Raw genomic sequence first — 14,531 nt, 5'->3', positions numbered from 1 at the left:
GAGCTGCGCCTCGCGGACCTCCGCGGCGTCGCCCGTGCCTCGGCCGCCCTCGTGGACCCGGGCCGCGTCGGGAGGGCCCGGTTTGACGCGTCGCGCCCGCGTAGGGGCGGGGCCGGGTTGGGCTGCGGTAGCCGGGGCGTCCGGGGTGGCATCGGCGCGGGTGTCGCGGGGGATGCGGCGTGGGGGTGGGACGGAGCGGGGTGGGTCGGGCTGGGGCATAGTTAAGTAGTACTACATTGTTGTTGCAGAATTATTCGATTGTTCTTATCTATTAGCGTCAGCAAGATTTTCGGCATGACCAATCGCGATCGACTGCTCGGGCTCACCGTCGTGGTGCTGTGGGGGTTGAACTTCCTGGCCATCCACGTGGGGCTGGAGCACTTCCCGCCGTTCTTCTTCGCGGGGCTGCGGTTCGCCGTGATCGCGATTCCGGTGCTGCTGTTCGTGCCGCGGCCCGGCGTGCCGTGGAAGTGGTTGCTGCTGTACGGGATCGGGTTCGGGATTCTGCAGTTCGCGTTTCTGTTCACCGCCATGCGGGCGGGGATGCCGACAGGCCTGTCCTCGCTGGTGCTGCAGTCGTCCGCGCCGTTCACGGTGCTGCTGGGCGCGGTGTTCCTGCGGGAGCGGCTGCGCGGCATTCAGCTGGCGGGGATCGCGGTGGCCATGGCGGGTATGGCGGTGATCGGGTGGGACCGTTCGCACCACGCGGCGCTGCTGCCGCTGGTGCTGACCCTGCTGGGCGGACTGGGCTGGGCCTTCGGCAATATCGGGTCCCGGCTGGCCGCGGCCTCGTCCGAGCAGGTGAAACCGCTGCACCTGACCCTGTGGATGGCCGTGGTGCCGCCGATCCCCATGTTCGTGCTGTCCGCGCTCACCGAGGGCCCGGCCACCGGCTGGAACGACCTGATCGACTCCTGCTCGGCGACCGGCTGGCCCGCCTACGCGGCTCTGGCCTACATCGTCGCGCTGGGAACGATCGCGGGATCGGGGCTGTGGACCTATCTGATGAGCCGCTATCCGGCGGGCACGGTGGCGCCGCTGTCGCTGGCCGTGCCGGTGGTGGGGATCGCCGCCTCCTGGGCGTTCCTGCACGAGACTCCGTCCGCGTTGTCCCTGTTCGGGGCTGTCATCGTGATCGCCGGCGCCTTCACGGCCACCTCGGCGGGCCGCCGCGTCCGGGTGCCGGAGGCAGCGCTCGACACGCCCGGACCCATCCGACCCGCCGAGCCGACACGCCGGTCAGAACTGGACCCGAATCTCGTCGAGGCCTAGCTGAGCAGTCCGATTTGCTGTAGTTCGCCCATCTTTCGGGTCTTCGGGATGAAATTTTCTACCCCAACCGACCATCTGTCTGCGACAGCTCCATAGGATGCGGACCAGGCGTGGGAGGTAACGGGTATGGCAGGACGACGTTTGTCCGTCACGCGGCGATCAGTGCTGCGTGGAGCGGTCGCAGCCGGGGCAATGGCGGGAGCGGTGGCGGCGGGGGCCGCCCGCCCCACCGCCGCCGGGGCCGAGGCCGGACGGCGGGTCGCGGTGCTGGGCGGTGGGGTCGCGGGTCTGACCGCGGCACACGAACTGGCCGAACGCGGCTTCGAGGTGACCGTCTACGAGCGGCGGGCCCTGGGCGGCAAGGCACGCAGCATCGCGGTCCCGGGCAGCGGCAAGGAGGGGCGGCCGGAGCTGTGGGGCGAGCACGGATTCCGGTTCTTTCCCGGCTTCTACCGCCACCTACCCGACACCATGCGGCGAATCCCGTTCGCGGGCAACGCCAATGGTGTGTGGGACAACCTGATCGCCGCCCCCGAGGCGCGGTTCTCGCGCAAGGACGCGGACGACACCATCATTCCGATGGGCAAGTTCGGCAAGCCCTGGTCGAGTCCGGACGACTTCCGCGAGACCGTCGGGTCGGCCATTACGACCTCCACGAAAATGGGCACCAGCGACGCCCTCTATTTCGCGAGTCGCCTGCTGGTCTTCAACACCAGCTGCGACGCCCGCCGCTACGGGCAGTGGGACAACATGGCCTGGCGGGATTTCGTGGGCGCGGGCAGGCGCTCCAACGAATTCCGCATGCTGCTCTCGCGCACGCTCACCACGCTGCTGGTGGCCGCGCGGGAGGACAAGGCCAGCACCCTCACCATCGGCACCATGGGCGAGCAGTTCCTGGGCAATCCGCTCGAGGTCGGCAATGACGGCGCGCTGGACCGGCTGTTGAACGGGGCCACCAACGAGGCATGGATCGATCCCTGGGTGAACCGCCTCCGGGATCTCGGCGTCACCTTCGTCAACGCCGAGATCCGGGGTCTGGATCTGGAGGGCGCGCGCATTTCCGGTGCGCGCGTGGTGGATTCGTCGGGCGCGGCCCAGACGGTCACTGCCGACCATTTCGTGAGCGCACTGCCCGTGGAGGTGGCCCGCACCCTGTGGACGCCCGAAATCCTATCGCTGCGACCGGAATTGGCGGGCATGAGCCAGCTGACGGTGGACTGGATGACCGGCATCCAGTTCTTCCTCCGCCGCCCCACCGATATCGCGCGCGGGCACACCGCCTACGTCGACTCCCCGTGGTCGCTGACCTCCATTGCGCAGGGCCAGTTCTGGAACCGCACCCCGGTCACCGGCATGGGCGACGGCACCGTGCAGGACTGCCTGTCGGTCGACATCTCCGACTGGAACACACCCGGCATGCTCTACGGCAAAACGGCCAAGGAGTGCACCCATGACGAGATCGCGCGCGAGGTGTGGGCGCAGCTGAAGGCACACCTCAACGATCGCGCCGACCTGCTGCGCGACGAGGATCTGCACTCCTGGTTCCTCGACACCGGCATCGCGTGGGACGCCGCGCAGCAGCGCAACACCAATGCCGATCCGCTGCTGATCAATACGGCGGGCTCCTGGGCGCTGCGCCCGGAATCGCATTCCGACTCGCTCCAGAACCTGTATCTGGCAGGCGATTACGTGCGCACCAATGTGGACCTGGCCACCATGGAGGGCGCGTGCGAGGCGGCCCGCGGCGCGGTGAACAAGCTGCTGGAGGTGGCGGGTTCGGATGCCCCGCGCTGCAAGCTGTTCACGCTCTACCGCGCGGAGGTGCTGGAGCCGTTCCGGCAGCTGGACATTCAGCGGTACGCGGCGGGACAGCCGAACATGTTCGACGCCTAGGGTGCTTCCTCGCACCGGCGAAAAAGGCTGGTGTGAGGCCCGCACCGCGCGTTGAATCGGGAGCATGAGCGAGATCACGGACCCGGTCGAACTACGTGAACTGCTGGGGGAGGTCGCGCCGCGGCCGCGGAACAAGGACCGGTACTCCCTGCATCACCGGGATCGGGAATGGATCGCCCGCTCACCGTTCGTGGTGCTGGCCACCAGCGATGCCGACGGCAACTGCGACGCCTCGCCGAAGGGCGATCCGGCGGGATTCGTGCAGGTGCTCGACGACAAGACGATCGCCATTCCCGAGCGGCCCGGCAATCGCCGCGCGGACGGCTACCTCAATATCCTGAGCAATCCGCACGTCGGCGTGCTGTTCCTGATTCCGGGCCGGGGCGACACCCTGCGGATCAACGGCCGCGCCCGGCTGCTCCGTGACGCACCCTATTTCGACGACATGGTGGTCAAGGGTCATCGCCCGATCCTGGCCATCGAGGTCGCCATCGAGCAGATCTTCTTCCACTGCTCCAAGGCGTTCATGCGCAGCGCGCTGTGGCAGCCGGAACAGTGGCCCGAGGACACGATGCCCAGCGTCGCGCGCCTGGTGAAGGATGTGCAGCCGGCCACCCCCGAGACCTTCGAGCAGCTCGAGGCGTACTACACGGGCGAGGGCTATCGAAAGATGCTCTACAACGGCTGAGTGCGGCGCGTATCACGCCGTGGGCCCCGATGCCGCCTGCACGTCCCGCCCGCCATCCCCATAAACTCGCGTCGTGGCAGACATCTCGATGCGCGGACAGCTGGCGCTGCGGGCGGCGACGGCGGCGTCGTGGGCCTCGCGGCGGGCCGGGCGGGGCAACGGCTCGATGATCGGCGGGCTGATCGCGCTGAAGATCGATCCCTCCCTCATGACCCAGCTGGGTCGCGGCAAGCGCACCGTGCTGGTGACCGGCACCAATGGCAAGTCCACCACCACCCGCATGACCGCCGCGGCGCTGCAGACCCTGGGCGGCGCCGATCGCCGCGGACTCAGCAGTGTCGCCACCCAGGCCGACGGCGCGAACATGGACGCCGGGATCGTGGCCGCGCTCACCGCGCACCGCAGCGCGCCGCTGGCCGCCATCGAGGTGGACGAACTGCATCTGCCGCATGTCGCCGACGCGCTGAACCCGTCGGTGGTGGTGCTGCTGAACCTCTCCCGGGACCAGCTGGACCGGGTCGGCGAGATCAATATGATCGAGCGCCGCCTGCGCGAGGGCATGGCGCGGCATCCCGCGGCCGTGCTCATCGCCAACTGCGACGACGTGCTGGTCACCTCCATCGCCTACGACCACCCGAACGTGGTGTGGGTGTCGGCCGGCAGCGGCTGGTCGGTGGACGCCACCAGCTGCCCGCGCAGCGGCGAGCCCATCGTGTGGGAGGGCGAGCACTGGTACAGCACGGGCGCGGACTTCCAGCGGCCCGTGCCGCAGTGGCGGGTCGGCGAGCACACGCTGTCCGGGCCGGACGGCCTGGAAATCCCGCTCGCCCTTGCCCTTCCGGGGCGCGCCAATCGCGGCAACGCCGCGCAGGCGGTGGCCGCCGCGGTGGCGCTGGGTGCGGATCCGGACGCGGCCGCGGCCGCCGCGGGCACCGTGCGCGAGATCGCGGGCCGCTATCGGACGGTCGAGGTCGACGGCCGCCGCACCCGCATGCTGCTGGCCAAGAATCCGGCCGGCTGGCAGGAGGCGCTGTCCATGATCGATCCGGCCGCAACGGGTCTGGTGATCGCGGTCAACGGCCAGGTGCCCGACGGCGAGGACCTGTCCTGGCTGTGGGACGTCCGCTTCGAGCACTTCGAGGGCACCCAGGTGGTGGCCGCCGGGGAGCGCGCCACCGATCTCGCGGTCCGGCTCACCTACGCCGGCGTCGAGCACATCACCGTCGCGGATCCGCTGGACGCCATCGCCTCCTGCCCGCCGGGACGGGTCGAGGTGCTGGCCAACTACACCGCGTTCCGCGACCTGAACCGCGACCTGGAGACTGGGGCCCGCGCATGAGTGAATCGACCGTCCGCATCGGCCTGGTCCTGCCCGACGTCATGGGCACCTACGGCGACGGCGGCAATGCCGTGGTGCTGCGCCAGCGCCTGCGCATGCGCGGCTACGACGCCGAGATCATCGAAATCCCGCTCACCGAGCCGGTTCCCAACTCGCTGGACGTCTACACCCTGGGCGGCGCGGAGGACTCGGCCCAGCGCCTGGCCACCCGCCACCTGCAGCGCCACCCGGGCCTGCAGGAGGCCGCCGAGCGCGGCGCTCCGGTGCTGGCCATCTGCGCCGCCATCCAGGTGCTCGGCCACTGGTACGAGACCTCCTCCGGGGAACGTGTGGACGGCGTCGGCCTGTTCGATGTCACCACCTCCCCGCAGGAGAAGCGCGCCATCGGCGAGGTGGCGACCCAGCCGCTCGTTCCGGGCCTCTCACAGCCCCTCACGGGCTTCGAGAACCACCGTGGCGGAACCAAACTCGGCGGCGACGCCAAACCGCTGGGGCGCGTCACCAAGGGCGTCGGCAACGGAGTGGGCGACGGCCTCGAGGGCGTCATCCAGGGTTCGGTGCTCGGCACCTACATGCACGGCCCGGCCCTGGCCCGTAACCCCGAGCTCGCCGACTATCTGCTGACCCGGGCGCTGGGCGTGGATTCGCTTCCGGCCCTGGATCTCCCGGAGGTCGACCAGCTCCGCCGCGAGCGCCTGCGGGCCTGACACCGGCCGGCCTCCGCTCGGTCCCGCGCCGCAGGTGAAGTGTGGAAACACATAGCCGGCCCGCATATCTCGGTGGTGATCTCTCACCAACCTGTTGAGGCGTTGCCGAGCGGCCGGTAATCTCGCGCGCGGCCATGCGTGATGAGGGAGGTGGCCGCTTGCGTAGGCGTGCCGTGTTGAAGGCTGCTGTTTCGGCGGCTCTGCTGGCAGGTGTCGGGATGGGTACCGCCGGTCGCGGCGCCGGACCGGCGTCGGCCAATCCGTTGTGGAACGCGCTGTACCAGGCGTGGGTACCGGAAATCTTTGCGCCGCTGCCGGATCCGCCGGAACACAGCGAGGCCATCGTCATCGGCTCCGGCTTCGGGGCCGCGGTGACCGCGCTGCGGCTGGCCGAGGCGGGCGTGCAGAACACCGTGCTCGAGCGCGGCTCGCGCTGGCCCAACGACCCGTGGCGGGAGATCTTCACCGGCGACGACCTGCCCGACGGGCGCGGCTTCTGGCATCGCACCAGCTTCACCGGCATCACCAAGGTGCCCTTGCCGTGCTCGGATTTCGGTGGCGTGCTGGACGTCACGGAGTATCCGGGCATCGACGTGTGGCGCGCGGCGGCGGTGGGCGGCGGGTCCATCGTGTTCAGCGGCGCCATGGTCGCGCCACCGCGGCACCTGTTCGACCAGGTCTTCGGGGGCGTGGTGAACTACGACGAACTCGATTCGGTCTACTACCCGCGCGTCCGCCAGATGCTGCGACTATCCACCATGCCGCAGGATGTGTACGACTCCGTGCCCTTCACCCATTCGCGGGTATGGGATCAGCAGGTGCGGGCCGCGGGTTACGAACCGCAGGCCAATGATTCGATCTTCAACTGGGATGTGATCCGCGCCGAGCTGGCGGGAGCGAGCCGGGCCTCGGCCACCGCGTCGCGCAGCAATCTCGGCAATTCCAATGGCGCCAAGTTCGATCTGAACCAGAACTACCTGCGCTACGCCGAGGGCACCGGCCGCTCGGCCATCTACCCGGGCCACCGGGTGGACGCCATCGGCCAGGACGGCAGCGGCAAGTACGTGGTCACGGTGACCAAGCTGGCCCCGACCGGCCAGGTGCTCGGCAGCCGCACCCTCACCTGCGACCGCCTGTTCCTCGGCGCGGGCTCGGTGGGCACCTCCGAACTGCTGGTGCGCGCCCAGGCCACCGGCGCCCTGCCCAACCTCAACGAGCATGTGGGCGACGGCTGGGGCACCAATGGCGATGTGGTGCTGGCCCGCAGCGTCAGCTCGCTGTCCATGACCGGCGGTGGCGTGCCCAGTGCCAGTCGCATCTTCGACGACTCGGGCATGCCGCTGCACCTCGAAAGCTGGTATGTGCCGGGCATTCCGGTGGACACGGGCGCCATCGGCTCGCTCGGCATCACGCTGGATCCGACCCGGGCCCGCTTCGGCTACGACGCCGGCCGCAACGCGGTGGGACTGAGCTGGCCCAGGGCGGCCCAGGATCAGGTGGTCGCCGCCTGCCGCGCGGTCGATCAACGGGTGGCGCAGGCCGACCGCTCGCTGGTGAACTACACGCCGATCGGCTTCGACGCGCAAGGCTTCTTCACCGCGCACCCGCTGGGCGGGGCGGTGCTGGGGCAGGCCACCGACGCCTACGGCCGGGTCATCGGGCATCCGGGCCTGTACGTCATGGACGGCGCGGGTATCCCGGGCAGCACCGCGACGGTGAACCCGTCGCTCACCATCACCGCTGTGGCGGAACGCAATATCGAGGCGATCATCCGGGCGGGGAAGTAGCCGGCCCGGCCGCCCGGCCCCTCGAAGCCCGCCGCGCGGTCGTTTGCGCCGACTACGCTGGCGGGACCGTTCGATGAGGAAGGGGACGTCGTGATCGAGCTCGGCGCAGCGGATGAGGATGAATTCCCCCACAAGCCTCCCACCCTGTGGACCGATTTCGTCATGCTCGGGCTCGCGGTGGTCTCGGTCGCGCTCGTCACCTGGGTGACCTTCTTCCCGGTCTCCGATCACACCTACCGCACGATCCGCATCACGGACTACAGCATCTGCGCGGTGTTCCTCGCCGAATTCCTGTGGCGCTGGCGGCGTGAGGGCTGGAGCTGGACCTTCCCCTTCATCTACTGGTACGAGGTCCTCGGCATGGTCCCGGTGACCAGTCCGTTCTTCCGCGGTTTCCGGCTGCTGCGCATCGTGGTGATCGCGGTGCGGGTGGGCCGGGTGGCCGACCGCGCGTTCGGCGACCGGATCACCGCGGCCGTGGTGAACCGCTCGATCGGCGCCATCGTCGAGGCCATCGAGCGCCCGATCACGGTGGCCGTGCTGGACGAGGTCGCCGAGGTTTTGCGGTGTGGCCGATACACCCGCAATATCGCGAATGCGCTGGAGGAGAACCGTTCCGAGATCGACCAGATGATCCTCGAGGTGATCCGCAGTGATCCCCAGCTGGGGAAGGTGCGCTATGTCCCGTTCCACGAGGAGATGATTCGCGGCATCGCCGACGCCAGTTTCCGCGTCGTGCTGCAGGTGCTCGCCGATCCGCGCACCGACGAGCTGGTGGCGGATGCCCTGCGCGAGAACATCAATCAGATCCGCGAGGCCGTGAACTCGGGGGAGCGGGTGCCGGAGGCCATCGACAATCGGCTCACCCCGCGGCCCTGAGCCGTCGCCGGCCGCGTGTTCGAGGGCCTCAGTCGAGCCCGTGCCGGATCAGATCGCGCGGCTGGGCATAGCGCACCACCTCGAACACGATGAGCGCCAGCAGGACCGCGCAGAGCATGCCGAGCGCGGCCAGTGCGGGCATCGCCGACGCCAGCGGGATCAGGGCCAGCAGCACCACCGCCGTCACCAGTCGCGGCACCAGCACCTTGCCGGTCGCGTAGTGCCGGAACCCGACCAGGGCGACCAGGTACGCGATCACACCGCCGTACAGCGCGAACAGCGGGATCCCGTGCAGCTCGTCGCTGAGCGAATGTCCTTGCGCCCCACCCACGTAGTTGAGCACCTTCTTCAAACCCAGTGCCATGGCCACGATTCCGGCGATCATCGGGAAGTGCCAGAAGGTGTAGCAGTTGCGCGCGATCTGGATGCGCCGCTCGCCGCCGGCGCGATGCATCGCGTGCTCCACGACCAGCGCGGCCACATCGAAGTACGCCCACCACAGCAGGCCCGCCACGCCCAGGCCCAGCATCGAGCCCACGGTGATGGACCAGGAGATCGGCAGCCCGGCCACGCCGACGCCGATGGACACGATGGATTCGCCCAGCGCGATGATGACGATCAGCCCGTACCGTTCGGCGAAGTGCGAGGGCGAGTAGAGCCGCCACTCGTTGCCCGCGAAGAACGTCCAGCCCATGTCCCAGACCAGCGCCGCCAGCCACAGCCCCAGCTGCGCGGTCCCGGTGGTGAGCGCGCCGGCCACCAGCAGCACGCTGGCCACGCTGAGTGAGCCTGCGGCCCAGCGGATCACCTGCCGGCGTAGCTGGGCGTCGTGACTGCTGGCCATCCAGAACACGGTCAGATGGACCAGCCGGACGGCCAGATACGCGATGACGAACACCAGTGGCCCGTACCAGCCGCCCGGCAGATCGTGGAAGGACTCGGGAATGGTGAGCGCGATCATGAACGCCGCGCCCATGGCCACGAACATGGCCACCCGGGCGATGCCCTCATCGGCCTTGACCACATTGCCGAGCCAGGAGTAGCCGATCCAGCCCCACCACAGCATGGCCAGAATGAGCAGTGCGCGCAGCAGATTGACCGCGGTGGTCTCGTGCGCGGCGAAGTCGGTGACCATGGTGAAGGCGAAGACGATCACCAGGTCGAAGAACAGTTCCAGCTGCGTCACCGAGGCGTCCTCGGCGACGGGCATCATGCGGGTGCGTACGGGACCGGGCATGAGGGACATCCTGCCCAATGCGCGGCTCGAAAGGCAGTGCCGATCACGACTGTTCGCTGTTCGCGATCAGCCGCGAGTGTTCGGGGCCGGCCTAGGCGGTGCCGAAGCCGGGCTCGAAATTGCGGCCGTAGTCCAGGCGCTGCGCGTAGCCCGGCTGGGCGTACCCGGGCTGGGCCTGACCGGGCTGCTCGAAGGCGGCCGATTCGGTGTAGGACGCTTCGTCCACCTCGCCGAGTCCTTGGACGCCGGTGACGGATTCGACGAATGCGATGAAGTTGCTGATCATCGCGTCGCCCTCGCGGCGGGCGGTGCGCTTGAGCAGCATGCCGGGCGCGGGAATCGGCAGGTAGACCTCGGAGTGGTACCAGACCTCGGTGGCGCCGTCCTCGGTTTCGCCGAGGTCGAACCAGCCCTTGCCGCCGGCGCCGGCGCTGGATTCGGAAACCCGCCATTCGACGCGGTTCTCGGTGCAGGTGTACTCGACGACCTGCCGGTCGGGGCGGCCCATGAGATTGGCCGACACGTAGACGCGCTTGGGGCGGCCGCGCTTGTCGCGGGTGGCGACCCGGACGTCCTGATGGGAGGGGGACCAGTCGGGCATTTGCTCGACCATGAGCAACGCATCCATCACCTGTCCGGGATCGATGTCGATGACGAACCGGTGATCAGTCTTCGTTCTCATATCTACCCTTCCATTCGGGCACCGATTGTGACCAGGGTCGCTCGGAGAGTCAACTGTGCTACCCCTCGCTTCTGACCGACTGGTCGGTCTGGTAAGTCCCGATTTCCCTGCTCGGCAGGGCTATCCGGTCACGCCGGGGCGTGATCGGAAAATCTTGGGCTAACGCGGCCGAAACGGGTTGTGACCGGGTGTCGTCAGCCCGGCTCCACCACGGAGTCCGGGCCCGGGAACACCAGGCTCGTACGGCCGTCGGCAAACCGCACCACGTAGGGCGGCTCACCTTCCGCGCCGCGCACTTCGACGATTTCCGCGGTGTGATCGGGGAGTCCGACATTGCGCCCATGGATGACCAGATGATCACCGACACTTGCATGCATACCTGGGATTATTCGCCCCTGGTGATGCTCGTCACAAGGTCGGAATGGCACGTTCCACCGCCATGCGCACCAACCGGGCCGCCTCCTCGTCGGTGAAGATGTCCGGCAGTGTGAGTCGTTCGACGATCAGCCAGTTCAGGGCCAGGTAGAGCAGCGTCACCGAGTCGGCGTCGCCGGGCAGGCCGGAGTCCAGATGGTTGCGGACATTGAAATCGAGGTCCGCGCGCACCCGCTCGGCGAGGATCGCCTGCAGCTCCGGGCGGCGGGTGGCCTCGAGTCGGAGTTCCAGCAGGGCGAGGTAGCCGGTGCGGAACCCGGTGATGCGGGTGACGGTCTCCGCCATCAGTTCCGCGATGGTCTCGCGGGTGCGCGGGCCGGTGAAGAGATGGTCCATCGTCTCCTTGCTGGGTTGTAGCCGCTCGTAGAAACGGTGCCCGGCCTGGATCAGGAGTTCGTCGCGATTGGCGAAGTAGTTCGAGGCGGTGCCCGCGGGCACCCGGGCCTCCTTGTCGACCGCGCGGAAGGTGAGTCCGCGCGCGCCGTCGCGGGCCAGGACCTCGATGGCCGCGTCGATCAGGGCATTGCGTCGTTCCGGATTCGTTCGAACCATTGACACCACTCCATGTGTAGTACTACGTTCGTAATCACTACGGACATAGTACTACGAACAAGGCGGTAAACAATGCGAAAGCTCGTCTACTACGTGGCGGTCTCCCTCGACGGCTACATCGCCGGTCCGCAGGGGGAATACGACTTCTATCCGACCGGCGACGACCTGATGGCCTGGTTCGGCGAGGCCATGCCGGAGACGGTCCCGACCCACCTTCGCGAACTGGTCGGTCTGCCGGTCGATACGCCGAACCGGCAGATCGACACGGTCCTCATGGGTCGCGGCAGTTACGAACCCGGCCTGGCCGCCGGCACCGACAGCCCGTACAACCACCTGAAGCAGTACGTCTTCTCGACCACCCTTGCGCCGGTGGACAATCCGCAGGTGGAGATCGTCTCGGGTGATCCGGTCGAACTGGTCCGGCGCCTGAAAAAGGAAGAGGGCCTGGACATCTGGCTCTGCGGCGGCGCGAATCTGGCAGGACAGCTGATCGGCGAGATCGACCGTTTGATCCTCAAGAGCTACCCGGTCATCGCGGGTGCGGGCCTGCCCATGATCATCGGCAACTTCAGCCCGTCCCGGTTCGAGGTCACCCAGCGCCGGGAATTCGGCAACGGCACGCAGGTCACCTGGCTCGACCGGGCCTGAGTCCCGTTCGTGCTCAATCGCTTTCGCGGAGCCGGGTGGTGACGTCCATCGAGGTCTCGTGCAGCCGGTTGAAGATCTCGAGCAGTAGCTCCAACTGCTCGTCCGAATAATCGCGGGCGATCTTGGCGAATTCCGTTGCCAGGAACTCGTAGTGCGGTGCGATCTCGTCGATGCGGTCTTCCAGGGCGGTGATGATCACCCGGCGCCGATCCTTCGAATCGTGTTCGCGCCGTACGAATCCGCCCTTCAGCAGCCGGTCGATCATCCGGGTGATGGCCCCGGTGGTGAGGCCGGTGCGCTGGGCCAGTTCGCCCGCGGTGGCCGGGCCGCCGATGCGCAGCATATTGAGACAGCGCAGGTCGGTGACGTGCAGGCCGAGCTTGTCGGCCATGGCCCCGTGCAGCATCACGGCGTCGGTGGCGCTGCGTTGGGCGGCGAAGGTGAGGGCGGCGCCCAGCTCGTCGTGTTTCTCGCTCATCCCTTGACAGCTTAGTCTCACTCGGACAATATCTGAATGAGTCAACTACTTCTCAAGTCAGTTGATGACTCGTTCAGATATCTTCGGGAGAGATGTCATGACTGTTCAGCAGATCACCGACGAAACCGCCGTTCGCGCGCTGTTCGACCGGTCGAATCAGGCATGGGCGGACGGGGATGCCGCCGCCTACGCCGAGGTCTTCACGCCGGACGCCGACTACGTCACCTGGTTCGGCGCCCGGCTGCGGGGGCGCGAGGCGATCCGGGCCTCGCACGAACCGCTGTTCGCGAAGTACATGAAGGGCACCCGCCTCGACGGTGAGATCACCGGTCTGCGGTTCGTCACCCCGGATGTCGCGGTCGTGCACGGCCGTGGCGCGGTGGTGAAGGGCAAGCGCCGCCGGAACCGCTTCAACACCAAGGTGAACGTGTACGTCGCGGTGCGGCGGGACGGCGAGTGGGGCTTCGCCGCCTTCCACAACACCAAGTACAGCTGGCTGTTCAACACCCTTGTCGCCAAGCATGATCCGGGCGTGCGGATGTCGGCGCCGGAATAGCTGCCGGGTGACTGGAATCCGTGGACGGGAGGTGGGACGAAAAGTCGTGGACCTGGGCCGGTAGTCTTGTGGGTCGGTAGCAGCAGTTTGTCGATCTTGGAGGATTTCCGCCGTGGCTCTCGTCGTCCAGAAGTACGGAGGATCCTCGGTCGCCACCGCCGAGCGCATCCGGAGGGTCGCCGAGCGGATCGTCGAGACCAAGAAGCTCGGCCACGATGTGGTCGTCGTGTGTTCCGCCATGGGCGACACCACCGACGAACTGCTGGATCTGGCCCAGCAGGTCGCGCCGGCCGCTCCGGCCCGCGAGATGGACATGCTCCTCACCTCGGGTGAGCGCATCTCCAATGCGTTGGTCGCCATGGCCATTCACTCGCTGGGCGCCGAGGCTCGTTCGTTCACCGGCTCGCAGGCCGGTGTCATCACCACGGGCACGCACGGCAATGCCAAGATCATCGACGTGGCCCCGGGCCGGGTGCAGCAGGCGCTCGGGCAGGGCACCATCGTGCTGGTCGCGGGCTTCCAGGGTGTGAGCCAGGACAGCAAGGACGTGACCACGCTGGGCCGCGGTGGTTCCGACACCACCGCCGTCGCGCTGGCCGCCGCGCTCAATGCCGATGTCTGCGAGATCTACACCGATGTGGACGGCGTCTTCTCCGCCGACCCGCGCATCGTCTCCGACGCCCAGAAGCTGGACACCGTCTCCTACGAGGAAATGCTGGAGATGGCCGCCTGCGGCTCGAAAGTTCTCATGCTGCGTTGCGTCGAGTACGCGCGCCGCTACAACGTGCCCGTTCACGTGCGGTCCTCGTACACCGACAAGACGGGCACCATGATTACCGGATCGATGGAGGACATCCCCTTGGAGCAAGCAATCCTCACGGGCGTCGCGCACGACCGCAGCGAGGCCAAGGTGACCGTGGTCGGCATTCCGGACGAGCCCGGCTACGCCGCCAAGGTGTTCCGCGCGGTCGCCGATGCCGAGATCAATATCGACATGGTGCTGCAGAACATCTCCAAGGTGGAGACGGGTAAGACCGACATCACCTTCACCCTGCCCAAGCTGGAGGGCCCGCGCGCCGTCGAGCTGCTCACCAGGCGGCAGGGCGACATCGGCTTCTCCCAGGTCGTGTACGACGACCACATCGGCAAGGTGTCGCTGGTCGGCGCGGGCATGAAGTCGCACCCGGGCGTGACCGCCACCTTCTGCGAGTCGCTGGCCGACGCGGGCATCAACATCGACCTGATCTCCACCTCGGAGATCCGGATCTCGGTGCTGGTCAAGGACACCGACCTGGACGAGGCCGTGAAGGTGCTGCACTCGTCGTTCGATCTGGGCGGCGACGAGGTCGCGGTCGTGCACGGCGGAACGGGACGGTAG

The 14,531-nt window shown here is 67.9% G+C and carries 15 protein-coding genes; 10 read left to right on the top strand and 5 right to left on the bottom strand.

Features of this window, described 5'->3' with window-relative positions; genetic code table 11:
• Positions 1-294 precede the first annotated feature (294 nt).
• From ACFXIV_RS07805 to ACFXIV_RS07775, 7 genes are all read left to right on the top strand, one after another.
• The gene (locus ACFXIV_RS07805) at positions 295-1,272 is read left to right on the top strand and encodes an EamA family transporter (protein ID WP_379393312.1); all 978 of its coding nucleotides are present in this window, start codon (positions 295-297) and stop codon (positions 1,270-1,272) included.
• A gap of 126 nt (positions 1,273-1,398) precedes the next feature.
• Entirely contained in the window at positions 1,399-3,165 is a 1,767-nt protein-coding gene (locus ACFXIV_RS07800; RefSeq protein ID WP_379393314.1) for an FAD-dependent oxidoreductase, read from the top strand.
• A 64-nt stretch (positions 3,166-3,229) separates the two neighbouring features.
• Positions 3,230-3,853 (top strand): pyridoxamine 5'-phosphate oxidase family protein, encoded by a 624-nt coding sequence (locus ACFXIV_RS07795; protein WP_379393316.1) that lies wholly within the window; start codon positions 3,230-3,232, stop codon positions 3,851-3,853.
• An 88-nt stretch (positions 3,854-3,941) separates the two neighbouring features.
• Positions 3,942-5,192 carry a MurT ligase domain-containing protein gene (locus ACFXIV_RS07790; protein WP_379393622.1) on the top strand — a complete coding sequence of 417 codons (1,251 nt, stop codon included), beginning with the start codon at positions 3,942-3,944 and terminating at the stop codon, positions 5,190-5,192.
• Positions 5,189-5,899: a type 1 glutamine amidotransferase gene (locus tag ACFXIV_RS07785; RefSeq protein WP_379393318.1), complete on the top strand. Its 711-nt coding sequence runs from the start codon at positions 5,189-5,191 to the stop codon at positions 5,897-5,899. The genes ACFXIV_RS07790 and ACFXIV_RS07785 overlap by 4 nt, the downstream gene beginning before the upstream one ends.
• A gap of 218 nt (positions 5,900-6,117) precedes the next feature.
• Positions 6,118-7,686: a GMC oxidoreductase gene (locus tag ACFXIV_RS07780; RefSeq protein WP_379393320.1), complete on the top strand. Its 1,569-nt coding sequence runs from the start codon at positions 6,118-6,120 to the stop codon at positions 7,684-7,686.
• Between the two features lie 90 nt (positions 7,687-7,776).
• On the top strand, positions 7,777-8,565 hold the full coding sequence (locus tag ACFXIV_RS07775) for an ion transporter (RefSeq protein ID WP_379393322.1): 789 nt from the start codon (positions 7,777-7,779) through the stop codon (positions 8,563-8,565).
• Between the two features lie 28 nt (positions 8,566-8,593).
• Here the strand turns inward: ACFXIV_RS07775 and ACFXIV_RS07770 are convergent, their stop codons facing one another.
• From ACFXIV_RS07770 to ACFXIV_RS07755, 4 genes are all read right to left on the bottom strand, one after another.
• Positions 8,594-9,802 carry a low temperature requirement protein A gene (locus ACFXIV_RS07770; RefSeq protein ID WP_379393324.1) on the bottom strand — a complete coding sequence of 403 codons (1,209 nt, stop codon included), beginning with the start codon at positions 9,800-9,802 and terminating at the stop codon, positions 8,594-8,596.
• A gap of 91 nt (positions 9,803-9,893) precedes the next feature.
• Complete coding sequence (locus tag ACFXIV_RS07765; protein WP_379393326.1) at positions 9,894-10,484, bottom strand: SRPBCC family protein; 591 nt, start codon at positions 10,482-10,484, stop codon at positions 9,894-9,896.
• A 194-nt stretch (positions 10,485-10,678) separates the two neighbouring features.
• Entirely contained in the window at positions 10,679-10,861 is a 183-nt protein-coding gene (locus tag ACFXIV_RS07760; RefSeq protein ID WP_354838910.1) for a DUF1918 domain-containing protein, read from the bottom strand.
• Positions 10,862-10,892: 31 nt separating this feature from the next.
• Positions 10,893-11,471 (bottom strand): TetR/AcrR family transcriptional regulator, encoded by a 579-nt coding sequence (locus ACFXIV_RS07755; protein ID WP_379393328.1) that lies wholly within the window; start codon positions 11,469-11,471, stop codon positions 10,893-10,895.
• A gap of 72 nt (positions 11,472-11,543) precedes the next feature.
• On the opposite strand from ACFXIV_RS07755, the gene ACFXIV_RS07750 reads away from it, so the two are divergent.
• The gene (locus tag ACFXIV_RS07750) at positions 11,544-12,119 is read left to right on the top strand and encodes a dihydrofolate reductase family protein (protein ID WP_379393330.1); all 576 of its coding nucleotides are present in this window, start codon (positions 11,544-11,546) and stop codon (positions 12,117-12,119) included.
• 13 nt (positions 12,120-12,132) lie between these two features.
• Here ACFXIV_RS07750 and ACFXIV_RS07745 read toward each other — a convergent pair whose 3' ends face one another.
• The gene (locus tag ACFXIV_RS07745) at positions 12,133-12,597 is read right to left on the bottom strand and encodes a MarR family winged helix-turn-helix transcriptional regulator (protein WP_379393332.1); all 465 of its coding nucleotides are present in this window, start codon (positions 12,595-12,597) and stop codon (positions 12,133-12,135) included.
• Between the two features lie 97 nt (positions 12,598-12,694).
• On the opposite strand from ACFXIV_RS07745, the gene ACFXIV_RS07740 reads away from it, so the two are divergent.
• Positions 12,695-13,153: an SgcJ/EcaC family oxidoreductase gene (locus ACFXIV_RS07740; RefSeq protein ID WP_379393334.1), complete on the top strand. Its 459-nt coding sequence runs from the start codon at positions 12,695-12,697 to the stop codon at positions 13,151-13,153.
• Positions 13,154-13,265: 112 nt separating this feature from the next.
• Positions 13,266-14,531, top strand: a complete 1,266-nt coding sequence (locus ACFXIV_RS07735) for an aspartate kinase (RefSeq protein ID WP_354838925.1) — start codon at positions 13,266-13,268, stop codon at positions 14,529-14,531.

This window comes from Nocardia sp. NPDC059236, from assembly GCF_042754085.1.
In the GTDB taxonomy this organism is placed as follows: domain Bacteria; phylum Actinomycetota; class Actinomycetes; order Mycobacteriales; family Mycobacteriaceae; genus Nocardia.
This window is presented reverse-complemented; position numbering and strand designations above follow the sequence as displayed.

Coding starts and splice junctions, on each gene's coding strand:
- ACFXIV_RS07805 (WP_379393312.1), top strand. CDS start 295: ATGACCAATCGCGATCGACTGCTCGGGCTCACCGTCGTGGTGCTGTGG.
- ACFXIV_RS07800 (WP_379393314.1), top strand. CDS start 1,399: ATGGCAGGACGACGTTTGTCCGTCACGCGGCGATCAGTGCTGCGTGGA.
- ACFXIV_RS07795 (WP_379393316.1), top strand. CDS start 3,230: ATGAGCGAGATCACGGACCCGGTCGAACTACGTGAACTGCTGGGGGAG.
- ACFXIV_RS07790 (WP_379393622.1), top strand. CDS start 3,942: ATGCGCGGACAGCTGGCGCTGCGGGCGGCGACGGCGGCGTCGTGGGCC.
- ACFXIV_RS07785 (WP_379393318.1), top strand. CDS start 5,189: ATGAGTGAATCGACCGTCCGCATCGGCCTGGTCCTGCCCGACGTCATG.
- ACFXIV_RS07780 (WP_379393320.1), top strand. CDS start 6,118: ATGGGTACCGCCGGTCGCGGCGCCGGACCGGCGTCGGCCAATCCGTTG.
- ACFXIV_RS07770 (WP_379393324.1), bottom strand. CDS start 9,802: ATGCCCGGTCCCGTACGCACCCGCATGATGCCCGTCGCCGAGGACGCC.
- ACFXIV_RS07765 (WP_379393326.1), bottom strand. CDS start 10,484: ATGAGAACGAAGACTGATCACCGGTTCGTCATCGACATCGATCCCGGA.
- ACFXIV_RS07760 (WP_354838910.1), bottom strand. CDS start 10,861: ATGCATGCAAGTGTCGGTGATCATCTGGTCATCCATGGGCGCAATGTC.
- ACFXIV_RS07755 (WP_379393328.1), bottom strand. CDS start 11,471: ATGGTTCGAACGAATCCGGAACGACGCAATGCCCTGATCGACGCGGCC.
- ACFXIV_RS07750 (WP_379393330.1), top strand. CDS start 11,544: ATGCGAAAGCTCGTCTACTACGTGGCGGTCTCCCTCGACGGCTACATC.
- ACFXIV_RS07745 (WP_379393332.1), bottom strand. CDS start 12,597: ATGAGCGAGAAACACGACGAGCTGGGCGCCGCCCTCACCTTCGCCGCC.
- ACFXIV_RS07740 (WP_379393334.1), top strand. CDS start 12,695: ATGACTGTTCAGCAGATCACCGACGAAACCGCCGTTCGCGCGCTGTTC.